Source organism: Variovorax beijingensis (assembly GCF_007828835.1).
GTDB lineage: Bacteria > Pseudomonadota > Gammaproteobacteria > Burkholderiales > Burkholderiaceae_C > Variovorax > Variovorax beijingensis_A.
Map to the genome: position 1 here is coordinate 1 of NZ_VIVL01000025.1, position 21,423 is coordinate 21,423.

Sequence of the window (21,423 nt, forward strand, 5' to 3'; positions counted from 1 at the left end):
AAGCCCAATGCGGAAGTCGCGCGCGAGGAGCTGCTGAAGTTCTACGAGGGCAAGACGGCCAAGTGGCAGATCCCCGACGACGTGGTGTTCGTCGAAGCGATTCCGATCGGTGCCACCGGCAAGATCCTCAAGACCAGGCTGCGCGAACAGTTGAAGGACTACGTGCTGCCGACGGCAGCGACCATCGAAAAGGACAACGAATGAGCCAGTCGCGTTCCACCCCCACCCCCATTTCCTCTGCCACGGCGACCGAGCCCTCCGGCCCGACCGGCCGGCTCTGCGATTGGCTGGCCGACTTCAGGCTGGACGATGCGCCCGGATCCGCACGCGAGCGCGCACGGTTGCTTGTGCTGGACGGCATCGGCTGCGCCATCGTCGGCGCGCAGCTGCCGTGGTCGCGCACCGCCGTCGGCATCGTGCGCAAATTCGAAGGCGCCGGCGCCCGCACCATCGTCGGCTGGGGCGCGAAGACGAGCGCGCCCGGTGCGGCGCTGCTCAACGGCACTTTCATCCAGGGCTTCGAGCTCGACGACTTTCATCCGCTCGGCCCGCTGCACAGCGCATCGATCGTGCTGCCGGCCCTATGGGCCGTGGCCGAGGGCAGCGAAGTGCCGGTCAGCGGCAGGCGGTTCCTCGAGGCGGCGATGGCCGGCTTCGAAGTCGGCCCTCGCGTCGGCATGGCGCTGCACGGGGTGCAGATGCTGTCGCGCGGATGGCATTCGGGCGCGGTGTTCGGCACCCACGCCGCGGCCGCCGCCGTGGGCAGGCTGCTGGGCCTGGACGCCGCCCGCTTCGAAGATGCGCTGGGCTTGGCCGGCACGCAGTCTGCAGGCCTGATGGCGGCGCAGTACGAGGCCATGTGCAAGCGCATGCACCACGGCTTCTCGGCGCGCAACGGCATGTACGCGGCGGTGCTGGCCGAGGGCGGCTACACCGGCATCAAGCGCGTGTTCGAGCGCGAGTACGGCGGCTTCCTGTCGACCTTCGGCGAAGGCCACGCGCCGGATGCATCGCAGATCACCGACGGCCTGGGCGAGCGCTGGGAGGTCGAGCGCATCGTGCTCAAGCCCTATGCCGCTATGGGGGCCATCCATTCGCCGCTGGACGCCCTGTTCGACGTCGATGCCCAGCGCAAGCTGGTACCCGGCGAGATCACGCGCATCGAGTGCGACGTGCCACACGCGGCGTACCACCACGGCTGGTGGGTGCCGGAGCGGCCCCTGACGCCGATCGGCGCGCAGATGAACATCGGCTATGCGCTGGCGGTCGCGGCGATCGACGGCGCTGCGATGGTCCAGCAGTTCACGCCAGCGCGCATCGACTCGGACGACGTGTGGGAACTGCTGCGCAAGGTCGAGGTGCGGCACGAGCCAGCCTTCGACACGATCGGCGGCGACATCAAGAAGCGCTTTCGGGTGCGCGTGGCCGTCACCTTCGGCGACGGCCAGCGCATCGAGGTCGATCGCGGGGCATCGCGCGGCATCCAGTCGCCGTTGCCTGCTGCCGAGGTGTTGGCCAAATACCGCGCGCTCACCGACGGTCTGGTCGACGCCTCGCGGCAGAAGGCGATCGAGGGGATGACGCTGGGCATCGAAGACGTCGCCGACGTGCGCGAGTTGCTGGCGCTGCTGGCGCCACCGGTGGCGGCGGCCTTCGGATGAACTTTCGCAATTGGGAAAAGAGGAACACACCATGAGCATGTTGCACCGCCGCACCCTGCTGCTGGCCGGAGGGGCCGGCCTCGTCGCCGCGGCCGTCCACACGTCCGCGCGTGCGCAGGGCGCCTGGCCTGAGAAGCCGATCCGCCTGGTGCTGCCGTTTTCCGCCGGCGGCCCGGGCGACATCACCGCGCGCCTGCTCGCACAGGGCCTGGGCAAGCAGCTGAACCAGAGCGTGATCGTCGACAACAAGCCGGGCGCCGGCGGCATCATCGGCTGCGACTTCGTTGCCAAGAGTGCGCCGGATGGCTACACGCTGCTGATCGCCGGCAACGGTGCAGTGGCCAACGCGCTGCTGCGCACGAAGATGCCCTATGCCGACAGCGACCTGCTGCCGGTGGTCGAGGGCAACACCGCGCCGTCGGTGCTGGTCGCGGCGGCCACCGCCGGTTTCCGCGACCTGAAGGAGCTGCAGGCCTACGGCAAGCGCAAAGGCGCGATCTTCTTCGGCACCGCCGGCGCCGGCAGCACAGGCCATTTCGTGGCCGAGATGCTCGGCGCTGCGCTTGGCGTGCCGGTCACGATCGTTCACTACAAGAGCGGCTCGGAGACCGTCAACGCGATCATCGGCGGCCAGATCGACCTGGCCTCGGAAGCGCCTATCGGCGTGATGGGCTACGTCAAGGGCGGCAAGCTGCGCGCTGTGGCGGTCACCGCCGCCCAGCGCACGGCGGTGCTGCCGGAGGTGCCGACCACCACGGAACAAGGCTTCCCGACCATCCAGATGCAGCACTGGGGCGGCCTGTTCGTGCCCAGGGGCACGCCCCCGGAGGTGATGGACCGCATCGCGCAAGCGGTGGACCTGGCCTTCAAGACCGACGACGCGATGCGGGCGCAGTTCGCGGCCAATGGCTCGCAAGTGGGTGGCGGCACGCGGGCCGAGTTCGCACAGCGGGTCGCCAGAGAGAAACAGCGCCTCGGCAAGATCGTGGCCGACGCCAGGATGTCGCTCGATTGAGCAGGGCGGCCCTCGTGGACTCCGCGCCACAACACCGACCAGCCGTCGGCCTTGGCCGCGCCGTCCTGGCTCGACAGCGCCGGAAGGCTCAGGCGCCGCCAGCGCCGAAGTCCTTGCGCTCGACGATGCAGCCGATGGCCTCCGGGGTGCGGCGGCTTCAACAGAAGCACCGCAGCGCTGGCGTGGACAAGACCGGCAGCCCCAGCGCATACTGAAAGACGGCTCCCTCGCACGAAAGGAGTTCTGCCGTGTTCACAACTGAAGTTCATTTGCCCGAGCTCGCCTTGTTGGCCGGGACCCGCGGCGCCTTGGGAGCGGGAGTGGGCCTGCTGCTTTCCGACAAGCTCAGCCCGGAGCAACGCAAGAACATCGGATGGACGCTGGTGGCCGTGGGCGTGTTGACCACGATCCCGCTCGCGGCCCTGCTGTTCGGTCGCCGCCGCAGAAGCGGCGCGCAGCATGCAGGCACGCCGGAAAGTCCGCAATCGCCCGAACCCGCGCGTTGAGGGGAATGCTCACGGCGCCGATGCGGCGCCGAGTGCCTGGTCCAGCGCCGGATTCGCCGGCCCGATCCCCCTCGCTACACCACCGTCCAGCCGCGGCCGCCGGCCGGATCGAGCTCGCGATGGCATTGCGTGAGTCCATCGTCCAGGTCGAGCGTGACGCCGATGCGCCAATGGCCGGCTTCGCCGCGCTCCACCCGTACCACGGCAAAGCCGTTGCCGGTGCCCACGGCCGCGGTGACCATGGTGGCACCGAAGGCACCGGGCTCGGGACCGAGCTCGACCCGGCCGTCGAGCCAGAACGCATCGGGCCGCGCATTGACGAAGGTCCAGGGCGCATACAGCCCCGAGGACACGACCGAGATCACCTCGACCGGCCCGTCCGCCGCCTGCAGCCAGAGGCTGGACACGCTCGACATGTGGCGGTCGCCCGACAGCACCACCACATGGCGCGCGGCGGTGTCGCGCAGCAGTTCGAGCAGCGCGCGCTGCGAGGCCGGGTATCCGCTCCAGTCGTCCAGCCCCAGGCGTTGCGCCGGGTCGCCGAAGACGGCCGCGCGCGGCATCGGGAACAGCGCCACCGGCGACACGATGAACTTGGGCAATGCGGCGGGTGCGGCCTCCAGCCACTTCCTCAGGTCGCCCAGCCCGGCCTCGGCGCGGATCGACGCCTGCTCCAGCGGCGCGGCCTGCGCGTCCGGGCGCAGCGCGCGGCGCTGGCGCGTGCTGCGCGTGTCGAGCATGTAGAACGGAAAGCCGGCCGGCGCCACGCGGTAGTCGAAGGGACGCGGGTCGCGATGCGGACCGCTGCCGCGCACCACCTTGTGCTGCTGCGCGGCGTAGCCGTCGAGCGCGGCGCGCACGGCCGGCGTGCCATCGAGGCCGGGCTCCGGCTCCCAGTCGTCCATCACCTCGTGATCGTCGAGCAGCGGATAGGTCGGCAGCGAGGCCATCACCTGGCGCAGCGCCTCCAGCCTGAAGGTGAGCGCATAGGCCTGGCCGACGTCGTCGCCGCCCGCCGGCACGAAAAGGCCCGCGGTCTGGTCGACATACACCTGGTCGCCGGCCAGCACCAGCAACTGCGGCTTGTGCGGCGGCGCGAGCTGCTCGAGCCGCTGCGCGAGCCGCCGGTACGAGGCCTGGGCGGGCAGCCGGTCGACCAGGCCCGGCAGGTACTGGCAACTGGCGAGCGCGAAGCACAGCGAGGCCTGCGCGGGCTCGCCCTCGCGCTGCACGGCGCCGGTCCATGCGGGGTCGAGGCGCACCACGGCGCGCTCGCGCTGCGCGTCGGCGGCGGCCTCCAGCGTTCGCATCACCTGCTCGCGGATCGGGCCGATGGGCTCGTCCTGCGGCTGCGCGAACAGCCCGGCCGCCAGCCGCCGGCCCAGCACCTCGATCGGGCCGCGCGCCATGGGCAGGTCGTCGTGCGCCGTCAGCACCGCGAAGCCCTGGTACTCGGCGAGCCGGTCGTCGAACAGGTCGATCTCCACCGCCTCCTGCAGGAGCTTCTCGCGCGTGGTCTCCATCGCCACCATGCCTTCGAAGTCGAAGCACCAGCGCCCGTCGCGGCGCCGCGCCGGCACGAAGACCGCGGCGCGCGCCGACACGTGCGCGGGCGGCGGGCGCAGCGCCAGCCGGCAATGCAGCCGGCCCGCGTTGCCCGCCGAGCGGCTCGCATGGCCGAGCCATGGTCCGGTCCACGGCAGGCTGGCCCGCCAGTCGGGCGGCACCGGCTCGCCGGGGCCGGGCTTGGTGTCGAAGGCCTCGAGGAAGCGCACGATGTGCGGGAACACGTCGATGCAGGCCTTCTCGCCGATCAGCGTGTCCTGGTGGCCGTAGGCGCCGAGCACCAGCAGCTGGTGCGGGGTGCCTTCGCCGAGGAACAGGTCGCCCGCGGAAGGCTTCGAAGCGTCCGACGGGTCCGGCAGCTGCGGCGGCTCGCGCGGCAGGCCTTCGTCCTTGCCGAACACGCGCTTCAGCAGCCAGAAGCTCTCGTACGAGCCGCGCCAGTCGAACACCGCGTTGCGCTGCCCGTGCAGCATGAGCACCGGGAAGCCGAAGCGCTGGCCGAGCTGCTCGAAGCCGACCGCATGGCCCTGCCCGCCGGCATCGGTCAGCACCTCTTCGCGGGCGTAGCAGCCGACCTGGGCGAGGCCGCGCACTTTCACGAAGCCGTAGATCGAATCGAGCGCATCGAGCGTGTCCTTGCCGATGTTGTGCAGCCGCATGGTCTGGCCGAAGATGGCGTCGGCCCGGTGCCGCACGGCCGCGAAGCCCGGCGCCTGGCGCAGGCGCTCGGCCTCGCCATCGTCGTCGGGATAGGGAAAGGTTGCCAGCAGGCCATCGACGAGCAGGCGCTTCATGGGCGTGAGCGCGGGGCGCGTGTCGAACTCGTCGGTGCCGAGGTACTGCTGCAGGTAGCCCGCCACGTAGCCGCGGAAGCGGTTGAAGGCGGTGGCGCGCAGCAGCGGCCCCACCTGCGACAGCACCACCGCGCCGATCGACGCATGCAGCTCGGGCAGCCGCAGCACCGCCACGCTGAACATGGCGGCGCCGATGCAGTGCGCCACCACGTCGACCTGCACGGGTGCCGGGTCGCCGGGCGCGGCATGCGCCGCCTGCACGGTGCGCAGGGCGTCGGGGATGTCGGTCTCGGCCACCTCGTCGAACGACCAGTAGGGCCGCAGCCGGTCCGCAAAGCCGATGCTGGTGCGCAGGTCGAGCACCCAGACCTCGCGCCCGGCCGCGAGCAGGCTGTGCACCAGGTTGCCGGGAATGCTCTTGTGCGCGAAGGTGGAGCCGCTCGCGCCATAGCCGTGGATCAGCATCACGGGCCGCGTGCCCGCGCGGCGCACCGGCGGACGGTAGCGCGACAGCAGTCGCGGCGGTGCACGGCCCGGGCCGTTCGCGGCGGCGGCGAGCTCGACCGGCTCGGGACGCACGCCGTGCACCTCGCCGGGCAGGCGCTCCCAGATGCGCTGCGGCGAGTCGGGCGGCGGCACGAAATGCAGCAGGTGGACCTGCAGCACGATGCGCAGCACCCACAGCGCCAGTTCGGCGAGGTCGCCGAGCTGGTTCGGCATGTCCTGCTGGTGCTCGACGCGCAGCAGCGGCTGCAGCTGCTCGACGAAGTAGGAAGGGTCCAGCACCATGCGGCCCAGCGGCGTCGAACCCTCGGAGCCGACGCGCTGCAGTTCGCCCTCGCTGAGTTGCCGCCACGGGTTGCCGCCCTCGACGAAGGCGATGCGCTTGGTGAGCCGCAGCCGGTCGCCCTGCTTCAGCGGCGCGCCGGCTTCGGCCCGCTCCACCGTCCAGTCGTACACGATGAGGCGCACCTGCCCCAGGTGGGAGCACAGCGCCATCAGGTCGGCCATGGCGGCGCCTTCGAAGGCGCCGCTTTCCTCGCGCTGGCCGTTGCCGCCGTTGCCGCCGTCGCCGTCCGGGCCCGCCATGGCGGTGCGCGCGGACAGCAGCACCTCGGCCAGCGCCAGCAGCTTCTTGCGCGCCAGCCGATGGCTGCGCTGGATGCGCTCGATGCTGTCGCTCTTCTCGCGCACCAGCATCGATGCGGTGCCGGTGCAACGCGCCGTCGGCGCATCCTTGCCCGTGCCGAAGCGCAGGACCACCGCCGGCTGGGCCAGCGCGCGCGGCGTCGCGCGCAGGGCCGGCACGTCGACGGGCTCGAATTCCACCTCGGCGCTCAGCGCGAAGGCCTGCCCCTCGATGTGCACGCGGCCCGTCATCCGTTCCCGCATCGAGACGCGCGTGGGCGCCGGCGCGCGGGGATGTGTCAGGTCGCGCCGCAGCGGGCGCTCCGAGGCCGGAGGCGGCGGCGATCCGGCCAGCGCCAGGCCCCAGTCCGCGGCCAGCATCGGTACCGCGCGCTCGGCCAGTGCCGCGATGGTGAGCGAGGGGTTGATGCCCAGCGACACCGGTACGATCGAGCCGTCGAGCACCGCGAGGCCGGGCAGCAGCCCGGCAGCCGCGCCATGGTGGACGCGGCCCCAGCCGTCGACCACGCCGCGCTCGCGCCCGTCGGCCATGCGGCAGCCGCCGAGCGGATGCACCGTCAGCACCGGGCCCGACGGAGGCAGCAGGGACTCGAGGCTGCTGAACGGCGGGAGCGGATGCCACAGCGGGTTGGGCAGCACGCGCCCGCCGAGCCCGCCCGCGCCGTCGTGGGCCGCATGCAGCGCACGCATCTGTGCCGCGAACACCGGCAGGGCCGCCGCCTTGGCCCACGCGACGCGCACCTGCGCATCGGCCAGCACCGCGTCGCCGCTGCCTTGGCCGACCAGGCAGAGGGTGCCGGCGGCGCCGTCGTCGCCCATCATTCCGTAGACCGGCGTGTGCCGCAGCATGTCGTCGTCCACGGCCAGCGGATCGCGCGCCTCGTCCGGTGCATGCAGGTCGAGGTCCGTCTGCGCGAGCGCCTGCAGGGCGTCGGTGGTGGTCACCACCTCGGCCAGCAGGCGGCGCAGCGGCGCGGGAATGGCGAACTCCTCGATCACCAGCGGCCGTTCGCCCGGCGCCGCGCAGGTGCGCAGCAGCCCGGTGATGGTCGGCCCGATGCCGCGCTGCGCCGGCGCATCGCCTTCGGGCGCGCTGGACAGCGCTTCGTCGCGCTGTCCGGCCACGGCCGCGATCATGTCGCCATTGGCCGAGAAGCCCGCACCCAGCGCCTGCGAGACGGGCAGGCCCGCGGCCCTGGAGCGCAGCAGCAGCTCGGCGGAGCCCAGCGTGCCGGCGGCCACCACCACCCGCCGCGCGCGCACCACGTAGGGCCGGGCGTTGTCGCTGCGCGCCTTGCGCCGGTCGGTGAAGAAGAATTCGACCGTGTAGCCGGCCCCGCCCGGCAGGGCCGCGATGCGGTGCGCGGTGCCGCCGGTGAACAGGCGCGCGCCGCGCGCATGGGCCAGCGCCAGGTAGTTGGTGTCCAGCGATTTCTTGGCGCGGTGGTTGCAGCCGCTCACGCAGTCGCCGCAGCGCAGGCAGCGGTGCATCGCCACCTGGGCCGGCGTGCGCGTGCCGTCGGCGAAGGCGATCGCGACATGGGCCTTGCCGCGCGACGCCGCATGCAGCCGCGCGCCGGCTTTGAGCAGGGAGTCGAGCTTCGAGACGCTTTCGGGAATCTGCTCCGGCGCCAGCATGGCCTCGGCCTTGCCATAGCCTTCTTCCAGCGCGGCCAGGTCGAGCCCCGCGGGCCAGGCGCCGCCCCCGAAGGCATCGGGCGTGGCACGCTCCATCACCGCCGCATTGATGAGCGACCCGCCGCCCAGCCCGTTGCCGAGCAGCGCGTTCACGTCGCCGCCCAGGCGCAGGTCGAACAGCCCCGAGGCATTGCCGCGCGCGGGCCTGCCGTCCTGCATGCTGAAGCGCACGTGCCCCGGCAGCTCGGCGAAGCTGGCCGGAAACTCGCCCGGCAGGTATTCGCTGCCGCGCTCCAGCAGGTAGACCTTGACGGGTGTCGCGCCCGCCGCGATGCCGGGTGCCGCGTCCAGCGGCAGCGCGCCCGCCAGCCGTGCCGCCGCCACGGCGCCGCCGTAGCCGCTGCCGATGACCAGCACCTCGCAGTGCAGCGCATCGGGCGGCGCGGCGAGGATCTCGCGCACCAGCACCTCGGCGCCCTCCGAGAGCTGGCGGTCGCCGGGGGCAGGGTCGGAAGGGTGGCGGCCGTCGTTCATGTTCGGCTCCTCGCGGGATGGATGGCAGGTTCAGGAACCTTCGATGGCCGCGGCCAGCGCGCGGCCGAGCCCGCGTTCGTCGACGGGCTTGCGCAGCAGCGGCAGCGCCTGCCGCCGCGCCGCCTCGACCACCGCCGGGTCGGTGTCGGCCGTGACCATGACGATCGGCAGCGCAGGCCCGGCCGGCTGTGCGCGGCGCCGGGCGCGCAGGCGCTCGGCGGCATCGAAGCCCGAGACGCCGCCGCCGAGCCGGCAGTCGACCACCACCGCATCGGGCTCGCCGATCTGCGCGAGCGCCTCGTCGAGCGTGGCGGCGGACAGCACGCGGCAGCCCATCGCGCCGAGCGCGTTGAGGTAGGCGCCGCGCACCATCGGGTCGTCCTCGATCACCAGCACGCAGCGCCCCGCCAGGCTCCACGGCGTGCCGGCGCCGTCGCCCCCGGGGCTGTCGCCGCCCACGGGCGCGGCGCGCGGCAGCCGCAGGCGGAAGCAGGCGCCCGCGCCGAGGCTGGACTCGAGCTCGACCGGCACGCCCAGCAGTTCGGCCATCCGCCGCACGATGCCCAGGCCCAGGCCATGCCCCGCGGCGCCGGGGCCCGGCGCCGGGAGCCGGACCAGGTCCTCGAACACGAGCCGGTGGTTCTCGGGGGCGATGCCGGGGCCGCTGTCCCGCACCGTCAGCTCGACCTCGTCCTTCGAGGCGTCCGGTGCCTCGCGCGCGCCCACCCGCACCTCGACCTGCCCGCCCGCGGGCGAGAACTTGATCGCGTTGTCCACCAGGTTGGCCAGCATGCGGCGCAGCAGGTCGGGGTCGGTGTGCACCTCCAGGCCGGGCGGGCAGGCGGTGTGCAGGGCCACCCGGCGCGCCGCCGCCGCGGCGCCGAAGCTGGCCATCACGGCAGTCAGCAGCCGGTCGATCCGCACGCGCTGCGGCTGCGCCACCACCACGCCGGCGTCGAGCTTGGAGACGTCGAGCAGGGCGTCGAGCATGGCGCGCAGCTGCTCCAGGCTGCTGTCGACCACCTCGACGATCGCGCGTGCATCGGGCGCCATCGGCACGTGCCGCAGCGCCCCCACGTTGAGCGCCATCGCCTGCAGGGGCTGGCGCAGGTCGTGGCTGGCGCCGGCCAGGAAGCGGCTCTTGTCGTTGTTGGCGCGCACCGCCTGGTCGCGCGCGATGGCCAGCTGCGCGCGCTCGAACTCCAGCGAGGTGGCCAGGGCCTGGTTCTCGGCGCGGATGCCGAACGACTCCTCGAAGGTCTGCAGGTTGCGCCGCGCAAAGCGCGCCTGCACGCCGAAGAACATCAGCACCAGCGCACCCACGCCCCAGCCGAGCCAGCCGCCGGCCGCGAGCCACATGGCCGCCGTGGGCACGAAGAGCAGGCCGGCGTAGGCCAGGAAGGCGGGCATCACGGTCGCGCTGGTGGACACGGCGCCCGCGCCCCAGGACACCAGGATCATCGTGAGGACCGCATCCAGCGTCGGGTCGAGCCGGGCCATGAACAGCGCCGCGGAGCCGTTGCAGGCGCCGATCAGCACGTTCCAGCCCACGGTGGCGCGCAGCCGCGCGGCGATCGGGCGGGCGCGGTCGGCGGCCATGCGCGCGAGCGCGGCGGCGCGCCACTCGCGGCTGGCGATCACCGCCGCGAACCAGCCGAGCACCCAGGGCGCCGGAACGTCGCGCCAGACGATGGCCGCGACGACGACGGCGGTGAGCAGGATCTGCCAGCGCAAGCCCACGGCCTGCTCGGCGACCACCTGCAGGCGCCGTTCGTCCAGCTCGTCGCGCGCGGCCGGCATGCTCAGGTCGCCTCGAGCGCCCACGCCGCCTGCGCGTCGAAGACGCGGCACAGGGCATCGGTGCGGTTGCGCGCGCCAAGCGCCCGGTAGACCATCGACAGGTGCACCTTCACGGTGCCCTCGGCAATCAGCAGCTGGCGCGCGATCAGCTTGACCGGCATGCCGCGCATCGCGAGCGCCAGCACCTGGCGCTGGCGCGGCGACAGCTCGACGCGCAGGAAGCCGGCAAGGTCCTCGCGCGGCAGCTCGTCGGGCTCGCGCGCGCGGGTCACGTCGTCGGCCAGCACGAACTCGGCCGGCAGGTAGATGCGGTGGCGCAGCACCACGCGCAGGGCCGCCTCCATGTCCTCGAGCCGGTACGACTTGGGAATGAAGCCGGCGGCGCCGGCCTCGATGATCTCGCGCACGCGCTGCGGCGAGCTTTCCGCCGACTGCATGCACACGGGCGTGGCCTCGAAGTGCGCCTTCACGGCCTTGAGCGCGGCCACCCCGGAGAGCTGGGGCAGGTGGTAGTCGAGCAGCAGCAGGTCGACGCCGGCGGGGTCCAGCTGGCAGGCCTGCTCGGCGTCCCGCACGGCTTCGAAGTGGAAGGGACGGCCGGGTTCGATCTCGGCGGCCATGCGCTCCAGCAGGAGGCGGGTGCCGTTCCAGACGATCTCATGGTCATCGACCAGCAGAACCTTCATACGGGCCTCTCGTCCACGGTGGCCCTCCCCGTCCTGAATGCAGGTTAGCGCAAAGGCCCTCAATAAGCGAGTGCCCGCACCTACACCAAAGGCCTAGTCGGATGGCCGCGGCGGGGACTAGGCGCAGCGCTCAATTGTTGCGGCGGGCACTGCGCGGAAGACTGGCTGCATCGATCGCCACTTCGCATCCGATGCACCGAGGTCCGCCATGAACACCCCCAAGCCTCTTGCCGCGCTGCGTGCCGCATGGGAACCCCTTGCGTGCCGGTTCTGCATCCTCGCGCTGTACCACGAGGGCCTCGCCCGCGCGCTGTGCGCCGCGGCCATGATCGCGGTCTCGCTGCTGGCGGGCTGCGCCGCCCTGCCCGGCGAGGTGCACCGGGTCGAGTCGCACGCGCGCACCGACCTGGGGGACAGTGCGCTCGCGCGCATTGCCGCCGCGTCGCTGCCCGCTTGGGACGAAGCGGCGCCCGAGGCGGCCGAGCTCTCCGGCGTGCGCCTGCTGCCGGGCGGCGACCAGGCCTTCGAGGCGCGCATCGCGCTCGCGCAGGCCGCACGGCACACCGTCGATGCGCAGTACTACGTGGTGGCGGACGACACCTCGGGGCGGCAATTCCTGCGCGCGCTGCGCGACGCGGCGCAGCGCGGCGTGCGCGTGCGCCTGCTGGTCGACGACCTGTACACGGGCGGAGACGACCAGATGCTCGCCGGGCTGGCCGCGCACGCCAACGTGGAGGTGCGCGTCTTCAACCCGCTGCCGGTGCGCAGCGGCGGCCTGCGCACGCGCGTGCTGCTGTCGCTGCACGAGATCGGCCGCGTGAACCGGCGCATGCACAACAAGCTCTTCATCGCCGACAACAGCTTCGCGATCACCGGCGGGCGCAACATCGCCGACGAGTACTTCGGGCGCAGCAAGCCGGCGAACTTCATCGACATGGACGCGCTGCTGGCCGGGCCGGCGGTGCGCGCGTTGTCGGCGAGCTTCGATGCCTTCTGGAACGGGCCGCTGTCCTATCCCTTCGAGGCCGTCGCGGCGGCCGGCGGGCCGCTGCCGGTGGCGGCGCGCGAACGCTTCGCCGCGCGGGTGCGCGAGCCGGGGCACCTCGCGCCCGCGGCCGGCGAGCGCGATGCACTGGGGCGCGGCCCCGTCGGCCCGCAGCTGGCGCAGGGCCGGGTCGAGCTGGTGCCCGCGAAGGTGCGCGTCGTCGCGGACGCGGTGGCACCGGACGCCCTTGCAGGCGACGCCGGCGGCGGTGGCGAGGAAGCCGCGCGGCCGCGGGCCCGCGAGGGTGCGGTCATGGCCGCCAACCTCGACCTGTTCCGGACCGCGCGCTCCGAGGTGCTGGTCGTCTCGCCCTATTTCGTTCCGGTGCCGCGCATGATCGAGGCGCTGTCCCATGCGAGCCGCGAGGGCGCGAGCGTGTCGGTGATGACCAATTCGCTCGCCACCACCGACGAGCCGCTGGTGCACTACGGCTATGCGCGCTACCGCAGCACCCTCCTGCAGATGGGTGCCACGCTGCATGAGCTGATGCCGGCCGGCGAGCCGCATCCGGGCTGGAGCGAGAACGAAGGCAGCCGCGGCTCGCTCGGCCGCCTGCACGCCAAGCTGGCGGTGGTCGACCGGCGCTGGTTCTACGTGGGATCGATGAACATGGACCGGCGCTCGGCGCACTGCAACACCGAACTCGGCCTGATCGTCGACAGCACCGCGCTGGCCGGCGAACTCGCGGAACTGATCCGGCGGGTGCGCATGCCCGCGAGCTTCACCGTGAGCGAGCTGCCGCGGCACGGCGGCCTGCAATGGAGCTTCCAGCGCGACGGGCGCCACTGGGTGCTGCACCGGGAGCCGGAATCGAACTGGGCGCAGCGGCTGCGCTGGTCGCTGCTGTCGCTGGTGGTGGACGAGGACCTGCTGTGACGCAGGCCTCAGCCGCGCAGCGGGCGGCGCAACGGCCCGCCGGCCTCCCCGGGCGACGCTCGGCGCGCACGCCAGGGCTTGACGATGGCGTACCACGCGCAGAGCGGCCACAGCACGACGGCCGAACCGGCAGCGAGAAGCTGCATGTCGAGCAGGAGCTCGGCGCCCGGCACGTAGCAATCCCCCGATGCGGGGCATCCGATGGCGCGGCGGTAGCTGTCATGGAAGCGGTATTGCACGACGGGGATCGCCGCCGCCAGGGCCCACCACAGGACACGCAGCACAGTGCGGAGCAGCTTCAGCAATCTCATGGTGGATTCTCCTGGGGTACGGGCCCGCATTCTGCCTTTCGCCCCGCGGGCCCGGCAGGACCGCGCGGCGCCCATGAGGCATTCCGGCCGCGCTGGCATCATCTCCACCCTCTCCACCCGCGGAAGAAAAACGGCCATGCCCCGATTCGCGCTTCCTCGTCCCTCGGCGACGAAATCCATTCTCCTGGGCCTTGTTGCCGCGCTGCTGGCAGTCACCGCCGCCGCGCAGCCGGCGACGACGACGCTGCGCATCGCCACGGAGTATCCGGCCACCTCGATGCCCGGCCTCGGCGTCTCGCATTTCGTGCAGCAGGTCGCGCAGAAGACCGAGGGCCGCCTGGTGTTCGAAGCCAGCTTCGACGCCGCCGCCGGGTTCAAGTCAGCGGACATGGTGGATGCCGTCGAGGCGCGCAGGATCGACGCGGGCGACGCCTTTGCCGGCGGCGTGGCGAACCGGTACCCGCTGTTCGCGGTGTCGTCGCTGCCCTTCCTGGCCGATTCGCTGCCACGCGCAGAAGCGCTTCTCAAGGCGGCACGCCCGGCTTACGAACGGTTTCTCCAGGCGCATGGACAAAGGCTGCTGTACACGACGCCCTGGCCCGCGTCCGGCATCTGGTCGAGGAAGCCGGTGACATCGCCCGATGGCCTGCGGGCCCTTCGCATCCGCACCTACGACGACATGTCGCAGGCAACCCTGGCGGCGGCGGGCGCCCAGGCCTTCAACATCTCGTTCACCGATGCGGTGGCGCGCATCGCCGCCGGCGACGTCGACGCGGTCCTGTCCTCCGGCGACGGCGGTGCCGGCCGCAAGCTCTGGCAATACCTGCCGGCTTTCACCGAGATCAACTACGCCATGCCGATCTCGATCGCCACAATCAACCTGGCGGCCTATGAAAGCCTCGACGACGCCGCCAGAACGGCCGTCGACCAGGCGGCCGCCGAGACCGAGGCGGCGCAGTGGCAGCGCATCCGCAGCCGCCTGGAGGACAACTACAGGGTCATGCGCAGCAACGGCGTGGTGATCGAGACGAATGTGCCGCCGGCCGTCACCGGTGCGCTGAAGGCGGCATCGGCCGGCGCCATCAGGCAATGGCAGGAGCAGGTGGGGCCGGACGCCGACGAGATCCTGAGGCGGTTCTCGGGCCGGTGAGGGACCGCCGGTCCGCCGGGCGACGGGTGCAGTTGCCCGTTCGCGCCGCCGCTCCGGAAGCGGTCCGGCAAGACTCGATGCTTCCGGCCGCCGGATCGATCGAGGCCGGGTTCGCAGCGCCGCTAGGCGCCTTTCTTGGCGGTCTCCGCGGCGAGGTGGCCGTGGCCGTCCAGCCGGTCGCACAGGTCGCTCGAAATGCCGCTGCCGACCTTGCGCACGAACCATTTGCCCGATGCGACGACCTCCTCGTAGTCCGATGTATGAAACCAGCGCGACAGCGAGGGATCGATCAGGTGCAGGTTCGCCGCGTCCCAGACGCCGCTGCCGCTGACGGGCTCCACGGTGTGCTGCAGCGGGGAATTTGCAAGCAGGGTATGAAAGTAGATTTCGTCGGGCGCCTTGGAGAACCGAAGAAAACGCTTCACCGACGCTTCATGCGGATACGACACGAGGTAGCTCACCGCTTCAGGGGTCAGCGCCCACCATTGGGAACCGAAGTGCCACTGCGAAAAGAGCGGGAATGAACGCCGCCCGAGCTTGCCGACGAATTGCAGAAGACCGCGTGACAGCCGTACGAGGGTGTATTTCCGTCCATCGACCGGAAGGTCCTGGTAGAACCAGAAGTGGCGGACTCGCTCGTGCTGTTTGCGCATGCTTGCCAGCGGAATCAGCTTGATGAAGTTCGTGCCGGCATGCGACTTCGAATAGGCCCGGAATTCCTCCGGCGGACGCAGTGGATAGCAGTTTCCCGAGAGCAGCACGAAGTGGCTCACCTGCGACACCTCGCATTCCGCGAGCGCGGTGCGCATGAGCCTCAGCGTGGCTTCGACCTGGGAGATGGCGCCCCAGTGCACGTCGACACGATCCTTCACGAAAATTACGCGCGGATCGTCGATCCGGAACGCGGCAGGCTCGACCTTGGCATCGACATGGACGATGCAACGGCCGACTGGAACGAGGCGCCGCAGCAAGCGCTTCGCCTGTTGGGGGTCCGCATGTACAAGCAACAGGAATACCGGGCTCATGTCACGATGGTGCGTCTCATCGGCTGCTGCGTGCCTGGCAGAGGGTTCTGGAGAGTGCTTTCGAGGCCGCAGCGGTCCAGATCGTACGACAGGCACGTGCGATTGCCCCATTGGGGTGGGTACCCAGGTGGGCCGGCCCTCTCGACCTGACGTCACGCCCGCGGCACCCACGCTGGGCTTGCGTCATGCCCGGTACATCATTGGAGCGACGGAAATGGGGGTTCGGATAAGCGCATATCTCGGTACAGACGGCCTCTAGCGAATCCGCAACGGCGGAATGCCGCCAACATTGCGCAGCCGTTGCACGCGGGACAACTACGCCCTTTCGTGGTTGAAGCACACGGGCTAAATAGCTAAAATGGCTAACCATATCGAGGACTCTCAGAGAATTCCCCATGCAGATCACTGCCACGGAAGCCAAGAATCGATTCGGCTACTACCTCGGCCAAGCCGAACGCGAGCCTGTTCACATCATGAAGAATGATCGCGTGGCAGGTGTGATCGTCTCGGCAGCGCGTTTTGCCGAACTGGAAGCACTGGAGCAGAGAAAATCGATGGCTCAGCGCAAGAGGGAGTTCAACGAGACGTACAAGGAATGGATCGCCGAGCAAAACGATCTGGTCGAGCGGGTCGGGGTTTTTGGCGAAGAGTTCAGGCCCTGGTGAAAGCGGCGCTCGGAAGTGGCCCAATTCGACGTCTACCCTAATCCCTCAAAGCTGCAACGTCCGGACATTCCTTGGATGGTCGACATCCAAAGCGATCTTCTCTCGGCATTGCCCACACGTTTGATGGTTCCGCTTGCGTCCCGCAAGCATAGGCCGGCCGCCTTGCCTCGTGCGCTATGTCCGTCAGTGCAGTGGGAAGGCCACGCCTTGGTCGCGATGCCGCATATGGCCGCGGCGTTTCGTGCCAAAGATCTCGGCATCGCGCGAGGCAACCTGCGGTCGCAGGCAAGTGAACTCGTCGCAGCCTTGGACGCCGTGATCAGCGGCGTGTAAGGTCGACGGGGCTCGGCACTGGCTGCCCGAGCTCCTTCTTCCGCAAGCAGCCCTTGCATACCGCCGACCGGTTCAGGGGCGATGCATCGGCCCGATGGTTCAAGAGCTTGGGTGAAAAGGATCTGGGGCTAAGGCACCCGACGCAACCCCGGGTAAGGATTGATCGCGGTGCCTTTCCACCAGCGCTTGACCAGCCTGCCATCGTCGAAGGCACGCACGGGTGTCACTCACGGCGCAGGAATGTCGAGCGCCCATGGCAATGCACGAAGATTTCTTCATCTGGTTTCGTCAATCTCTTCCGCTCGGCCGCCCCGTCTTGCTCATGATCAAGCGCGCAAATTTCCCGACTCGCAGCCCCCGCGCGCACTTCCGCGTTCATGCCATTCCTGGTCCATGTGGCCAAATCCCGATCCATGCGCAACGGGGCTCGACCTCGGACGCATCCAGGAAACAATGCACTTGCCGGAACTCAAGATGAAACTGCCGACAGAAGTCGAAGGACGCCAGCAGCTGGCCGACGAAATCCACGCGCGCCCCTTCGAGCCGCTTTCTACGCCGGGTGCCGCGTTGGCCATTGCCACGCTGCGCGAAGGCCCGGACGACGATGCGCTTTGCATCGCGCATCTGGCGCGGCTGGGCGGCGAGGCCTCCGGAGCGGGTGCGGCCACGCAGTGCCAGGTGCGCTGCGGCGCGTTGCGCGTGCGCTGGGAGCGCCACACGGAATTCCACACCTTCACCGTGTTCACCGACCTTGCCGAACTCGCCATGGACCACGCCTTCGACACCGGCTGGCTCGACGCCCTGCCGCACGATTGGCTAGCCTCGCTGCCCGGCCGCATGATTTCCGCAACGCAGCTGGCCGTGCTCCCCTGCCCCGGCGATCCGCCCCATGCGCGCGTGGTGGCGCCGCTTTTCGGCAGCGATCTGCTGGTGGGCAACCGGGTGGCCGAAGGCGCGGCCACCGTGGTGTCGGACCTTCGCACCAAAGCCGGCGTGACGCGCTTCCTGGTGTTCGACCACGCCATGAACCGGCGGCGCGCGGGCCGCACGGTCCAGCGCCTGATCGAGGTCGACACCTACCGGATGATGGCCCTGCGGAGCCTGCCGCTGGCGTCGCGCCGCATGGGCCAGCTCGCGGCGGAAGAAACCCAGCTCGCGTCGCTGATGGCCCGCTTCCACGATGCGACGGACAGCGACGAAGTGCTGCTGCACGAACTCGTCACGCTCGCGGCCCAGGTCGAGCATGCGATGGCCGAGAACAGCGCGCGCTTTGCCGCCACCCGCGCCTACAGCGGCATCGTGAACCAGCGGCTGCTCGATCTGCGCGAGATTCTGGTGCCCGGCCTGCAGCCGCTGTCGGAATTCCTGGAGCGCCGGTTTCGTCCGGCGATGGACAGCTGCGCAGCCACGGCGGCGCGGCAGGCCCAGCTGTCCGAGCGGATCGCCCGGGCCGCGCAGCTGCTGCAGACGCGCTCCGAAGTCGAACGCGAACGCCAGAACCAGGCGCTGCTCAGCTCCCTCGACCGGCGCCAGGGCCTGCAATTGCGCCTGCAGGAGACCGTCGAGGGCCTGTCGGTGATCGCCATGACCTACTACGGCGTCGGCCTCAGCAATTACCTGCTCAAGCCCTTGGCCAAGGCCATGGGCTGGCACGAAACCGCGGTGACGCTGGTGGCCGTGCCGGTGATCGCACTGCTCGTCCTGCTCAACGTGCGCCGGTTGCGCCGGCATCTGCACCGGTCGACGGACAGCCAGGTGTGAAGCTCCAATAGGTTGTATCCGGTGTTCATCCGGATTGGGTTTGAGAGACTGGACGTCGCCAACGCCCAATCCACTCGGGACGCCCAACCGCATGAACACCCATAAGCATGCCCGACTTTCCTTTGCCCGCCGAATCGAGATGGTCAAACAGACGACTCTGGAAGGCCTGGATGCCGTGCGAGCCGCAGCCGTGCACGGCGTCACCGCGCCCGCGGCCAGGAAGTGGCTCGGTCGCTACCTGGCAGGCGGAGAAGCCGCCTTGGCCGATGTGTCCTCCGGACCCATGCGCTCGCCCAGGGCATCGATGCAGGCAAGGCCTTGCTCATCGTCGACCTTCTTGGATTTCTTCTTCATTGCACCTTGGGCTTGATCAGTTCGTCTCTGCGCTCTCCATCATGGCAGCTCCAGCGGTGTTTGCGTTTGACATGTACTGCGACTCACGATGTCGCCCCAAGCTCACTCGTAGTCGGCGCGCTTGGCCCTGGAGATCTGTTTGGTATGCACCCGCTGGCGATCGCAGATGCCCAGAACCACTTCCTTGAAGCGCTGCGCGACAGCGGCCGGGACGTCTTGCTGGAGGCTGTCTGCCACCAGCGCATCCATCGCGGCAAGCACCTTGCCAGCGAGTGTGTCGAGTTCGTTAGCCACCAGACGGAACGGCAATTTGCACTGGTATGCGAAGTGGCCCCACTCGTAGGGGCTCAACTCGTGCTCCGAGAATGCGTCGCCGTACGCCATCGCGTACGCGCCTCCGAAGCCGGCATCGAGAGCTTCCATGCAGACAAGGTCGTACGCCGGTGCGAGCCGGAGACCGCGCTCATCGCAGAAGAACGACACGTTCTTGCCATGGGCATCCGTATTGCCGATCAGCACCTGGAAGATCGCCCAGCGCAGCAAGCCGAGCCGGTCTACCGCCGGCAGCGGGCTCTGGTCGACCAGCGAAAAGAGTTTTGGAAAGCTCACACCCTCGCGGAGGTGGGCGACTTCCGCGCCATCGCCGTAGGCGCGCTCGTACTTCATAGCCACCGACAGGCCCAGGGCCTGGCAGCCGTCGACGATATGCAGGCGCCGGACACCATCCGGTGCCTCGACACGGTCGAACCGGCGCACCAACAGTACCGGTTCCGGCACATGTACCAGCCGCGTCGGCGCCACTTCGAGTCCGACGCGTCGCGCAAGCTGCATGCACATGTGCTCATTCGCCGGCAGACTGGCCAGCTGTGGCCGCACCGGCACCGGTTTCACGATTTCGGTAGAGGCCAGCCGGCCGCCCTCGACCAAGTACCACCGGCCTTCCCGCTCGTAGACCGCGATCTTGTCCTGGTACCCCGCGATGGACAGGCGCACCTTGCCATCCCAGACAGAAAAAGGGAGGTTCCCACGCTCGCGAATTCGTTCGGAGAGCTGGGCGGGCGTGATCTCGCGGAGCTGATCGGCGCCAGCGGCGGCAGGCGCGGCCGCCGTGTCATCCGTGAGCGTGACGCGCAATGCGCCCGCGGTTTCTTTGCCGAGGGCGATCAGCAGGCCCACCAGATTCGAACGCGTGGTGCCCGCCGACTGCGCGGCGTGGTCTAGTGCCTCGCCTTCGGGCAACAGGTTTTCGAAAAATTGCCGGACCTGCGCACTGTGCTGTTCGGCGGTTTCGCCGGCCGGCCGTTGCAGTGGAAGCTGTGGGCTCAATGGAAAGCGACCTGCGGCATTCCTCCAGCCGGCCGCGTAGTCGAAGCTGAACTGGTTGGCCTTCGGGTCGTGTCCCAGGACGCCGACAAGGTCGTGACCTACCCAGACATCCAAGGTCACCATCTTCGGCTCACCTGCCGGGCGACACGCCGTCCTGCATGCCCTCAACGCCCGGCTGCAAGCTGGCTAGGGCGCGGCGTACGCCCTCGCGTTGCCCACCGGGGACGGCCAGGATGGACACGCCGAACTCCCGGGCAGCGCGTAGGGCGGTGTCCAGGCTGACGCTGCTCTTGGCAGTCTCAAGGTTGGCAAGGGTCTGCCGCGCGACCCCAAGCAGCAGCGCGGCGTCGGCCAGTGTCATATTGGCGGCGCAACGTGCCGCACGGATCGATGCGCCGAACGCTTTGCTGTCCGACACGACCAGGTCCGGGGGCGGAGAGATGAACTTGACGCGTTTCATAAAAGACTAGATTTCTAGATTCTATGACAGCAGACCGGCAACGGATGGACAAATGTCTAGAAAACTAGTCCCAATAGCTCAAAAGGATCGTCTGGACCCGTCATGCCTAGAATTCTAGTCAAATTAGCAACTTTAGCGCGCGAGCCGCAAGCCTACTTCCACCGCCAGACTGCCCTGGAACTCCACCAGTTGGTCGCCGGCGCCTGGAATCCCATTTACCCCAACGAGGAGCAATTGGCCGGCTGAGAGACGAGCCCGTGGGGCTTCTGGAGCAGACCCGCATTGACGCAGCCTTCAAGCGCCCGCCACGCATGTCCAACATGCGTGGCGACGTTTCAGGACAAACAGGTCCGACTGCTCAATGTGGGATGCAGACCGGAATGCTCGGTGTCGTCACCGCGCCATTTCCCATATGTGGAGCCAGTGCATCCACTGCACGTCACAGATGCGATCCACCCACGGCATGATTCGCGGGAGGTTTTCCCAACGCCCGTTCGCGAAGCGCGCCGCATCGTCGGCACGTTCGATCTTGACGAACATCAGGCACTTGATCAGGTCTGGCGTGGCACGATGGTCGCTGGCCTAGATCATCTGAAAACGCTTCCAGCTGCCAAGACCGGTGCACATGGACGTCCCTGGGTATTTGGATTTTTTCTCAGGTTTCCGATTTATCCATCAGCGTGTTCGACGGCAGCGTTTCGTCCAGCAGCTTGCGCGCCGTCTCCACGCCCGCCACCGGCAGCAGCTTCGGGTCGAGCAGGCCCACCT

At 69.7% G+C, this 21,423-nt stretch carries 17 protein-coding genes and 2 pseudogenes; 10 read left to right on the forward strand and 9 right to left on the reverse strand.

Going from position 1 to position 21,423, the window contains the following annotated elements:
- The 4 genes and pseudogenes from FB547_RS32690 to FB547_RS32705 form a co-directional block, all read left to right on the forward strand.
- Positions 1-204 (forward strand): annotated as a pseudogene (locus FB547_RS32690) (hypothetical protein); the annotation flags it as partial.
- Positions 201-1,661, forward strand: a complete 1,461-nt coding sequence (locus FB547_RS32695) for an MmgE/PrpD family protein (RefSeq protein ID WP_145747741.1) — start codon at positions 201-203, stop codon at positions 1,659-1,661. The pseudogene FB547_RS32690 and the gene FB547_RS32695, both read left to right, overlap by 4 nt.
- Positions 1,662-1,692: 31 nt before the next feature.
- Entirely contained in the window at positions 1,693-2,676 is a 984-nt protein-coding gene (locus FB547_RS32700; RefSeq protein ID WP_261380480.1) for a tripartite tricarboxylate transporter substrate binding protein, read from the forward strand.
- Positions 2,677-2,924: 248 nt separating this feature from the next.
- Entirely contained in the window at positions 2,925-3,182 is a 258-nt protein-coding gene (locus FB547_RS32705) for a hypothetical protein (RefSeq protein ID WP_209537370.1), read from the forward strand.
- A 74-nt stretch (positions 3,183-3,256) separates the two neighbouring features.
- Here FB547_RS32705 and FB547_RS32710 read toward each other — a convergent pair whose 3' ends face one another.
- The 3 genes from FB547_RS32710 to FB547_RS32720 are packed head-to-tail and all read right to left on the reverse strand — an operon-like array spanning position 3,257 to position 11,349.
- Positions 3,257-8,863 carry an alkaline phosphatase D family protein gene (locus tag FB547_RS32710; protein ID WP_145747742.1) on the reverse strand — a complete coding sequence of 1,869 codons (5,607 nt, stop codon included), beginning with the start codon at positions 8,861-8,863 and terminating at the stop codon, positions 3,257-3,259.
- 30 nt (positions 8,864-8,893) lie between these two features.
- The gene (locus FB547_RS32715; RefSeq protein ID WP_145747743.1) at positions 8,894-10,663 is read right to left on the reverse strand and encodes a hybrid sensor histidine kinase/response regulator; all 1,770 of its coding nucleotides are present in this window, start codon (positions 10,661-10,663) and stop codon (positions 8,894-8,896) included.
- Positions 10,664-10,665: 2 nt separating this feature from the next.
- Positions 10,666-11,349, reverse strand: coding sequence for a response regulator (locus FB547_RS32720; protein WP_145747744.1), 684 nt, complete (start codon positions 11,347-11,349; stop codon positions 10,666-10,668).
- 208 nt (positions 11,350-11,557) lie between these two features.
- Here FB547_RS32720 and FB547_RS32725 point away from each other — a divergent pair, with 208 nt between their 5' ends.
- On the forward strand, positions 11,558-13,270 hold the full coding sequence (locus tag FB547_RS32725) for a phospholipase D family protein (protein WP_145747745.1): 1,713 nt from the start codon (positions 11,558-11,560) through the stop codon (positions 13,268-13,270).
- An 8-nt stretch (positions 13,271-13,278) separates the two neighbouring features.
- Here the strand turns inward: FB547_RS32725 and FB547_RS32730 are convergent, their stop codons facing one another.
- A complete protein-coding gene (locus FB547_RS32730) occupies positions 13,279-13,581 on the reverse strand; it encodes a hypothetical protein (protein ID WP_145747746.1) in 303 nt (100 codons plus the stop codon).
- Positions 13,582-13,654: 73 nt separating this feature from the next.
- On the opposite strand from FB547_RS32730, the gene FB547_RS32735 reads away from it, so the two are divergent.
- On the forward strand, positions 13,655-14,731 hold the full coding sequence (locus FB547_RS32735) for a TRAP transporter substrate-binding protein (protein ID WP_261380481.1): 1,077 nt from the start codon (positions 13,655-13,657) through the stop codon (positions 14,729-14,731).
- A gap of 122 nt (positions 14,732-14,853) precedes the next feature.
- Here FB547_RS32735 and FB547_RS32740 read toward each other — a convergent pair whose 3' ends face one another.
- Positions 14,854-15,756, reverse strand: coding sequence for a beta-1,6-N-acetylglucosaminyltransferase (locus tag FB547_RS32740; protein WP_145747747.1), 903 nt, complete (start codon positions 15,754-15,756; stop codon positions 14,854-14,856).
- A 395-nt stretch (positions 15,757-16,151) separates the two neighbouring features.
- Between FB547_RS32740 and FB547_RS32745 the strand changes: the two genes are divergently transcribed.
- Positions 16,152-16,421: a type II toxin-antitoxin system prevent-host-death family antitoxin gene (locus tag FB547_RS32745; protein ID WP_145747748.1), complete on the forward strand. Its 270-nt coding sequence runs from the start codon at positions 16,152-16,154 to the stop codon at positions 16,419-16,421.
- Between the two features lie 15 nt (positions 16,422-16,436).
- Positions 16,437-16,754, forward strand: a complete 318-nt coding sequence (locus FB547_RS32750; RefSeq protein ID WP_145747749.1) for a CcdB family protein — start codon at positions 16,437-16,439, stop codon at positions 16,752-16,754.
- 223 nt (positions 16,755-16,977) lie between these two features.
- Here the strand turns inward: FB547_RS32750 and FB547_RS33460 are convergent, their stop codons facing one another.
- Positions 16,978-17,133 (reverse strand): hypothetical protein, encoded by a 156-nt coding sequence (locus FB547_RS33460; protein ID WP_186454326.1) that lies wholly within the window; start codon positions 17,131-17,133, stop codon positions 16,978-16,980.
- Between the two features lie 95 nt (positions 17,134-17,228).
- On the opposite strand from FB547_RS33460, the gene FB547_RS32755 reads away from it, so the two are divergent.
- Positions 17,229-18,515: a DUF3422 family protein gene (locus tag FB547_RS32755; RefSeq protein ID WP_186454327.1), complete on the forward strand. Its 1,287-nt coding sequence runs from the start codon at positions 17,229-17,231 to the stop codon at positions 18,513-18,515.
- A gap of 91 nt (positions 18,516-18,606) precedes the next feature.
- Positions 18,607-18,816 (forward strand): annotated as a pseudogene (locus FB547_RS32760) (leucine zipper domain-containing protein); the annotation flags it as partial.
- A gap of 155 nt (positions 18,817-18,971) precedes the next feature.
- Here the strand turns inward: FB547_RS32760 and FB547_RS32765 are convergent.
- The 3 genes from FB547_RS32765 to FB547_RS33465 all read right to left on the reverse strand — a co-directional run bounded on the left by FB547_RS32765 (position 18,972) and on the right by FB547_RS33465 (position 21,195).
- Positions 18,972-20,318, reverse strand: a complete 1,347-nt coding sequence (locus FB547_RS32765; RefSeq protein WP_145747751.1) for a HipA domain-containing protein — start codon at positions 20,316-20,318, stop codon at positions 18,972-18,974.
- 7 nt (positions 20,319-20,325) lie between these two features.
- A complete protein-coding gene (locus FB547_RS32770; RefSeq protein ID WP_145747752.1) occupies positions 20,326-20,655 on the reverse strand; it encodes a helix-turn-helix transcriptional regulator in 330 nt (109 codons plus the stop codon).
- 393 nt (positions 20,656-21,048) lie between these two features.
- Complete coding sequence (locus FB547_RS33465; protein WP_186454328.1) at positions 21,049-21,195, reverse strand: hypothetical protein; 147 nt, start codon at positions 21,193-21,195, stop codon at positions 21,049-21,051.
- Positions 21,196-21,423: the final 228 nt, after the last annotated feature.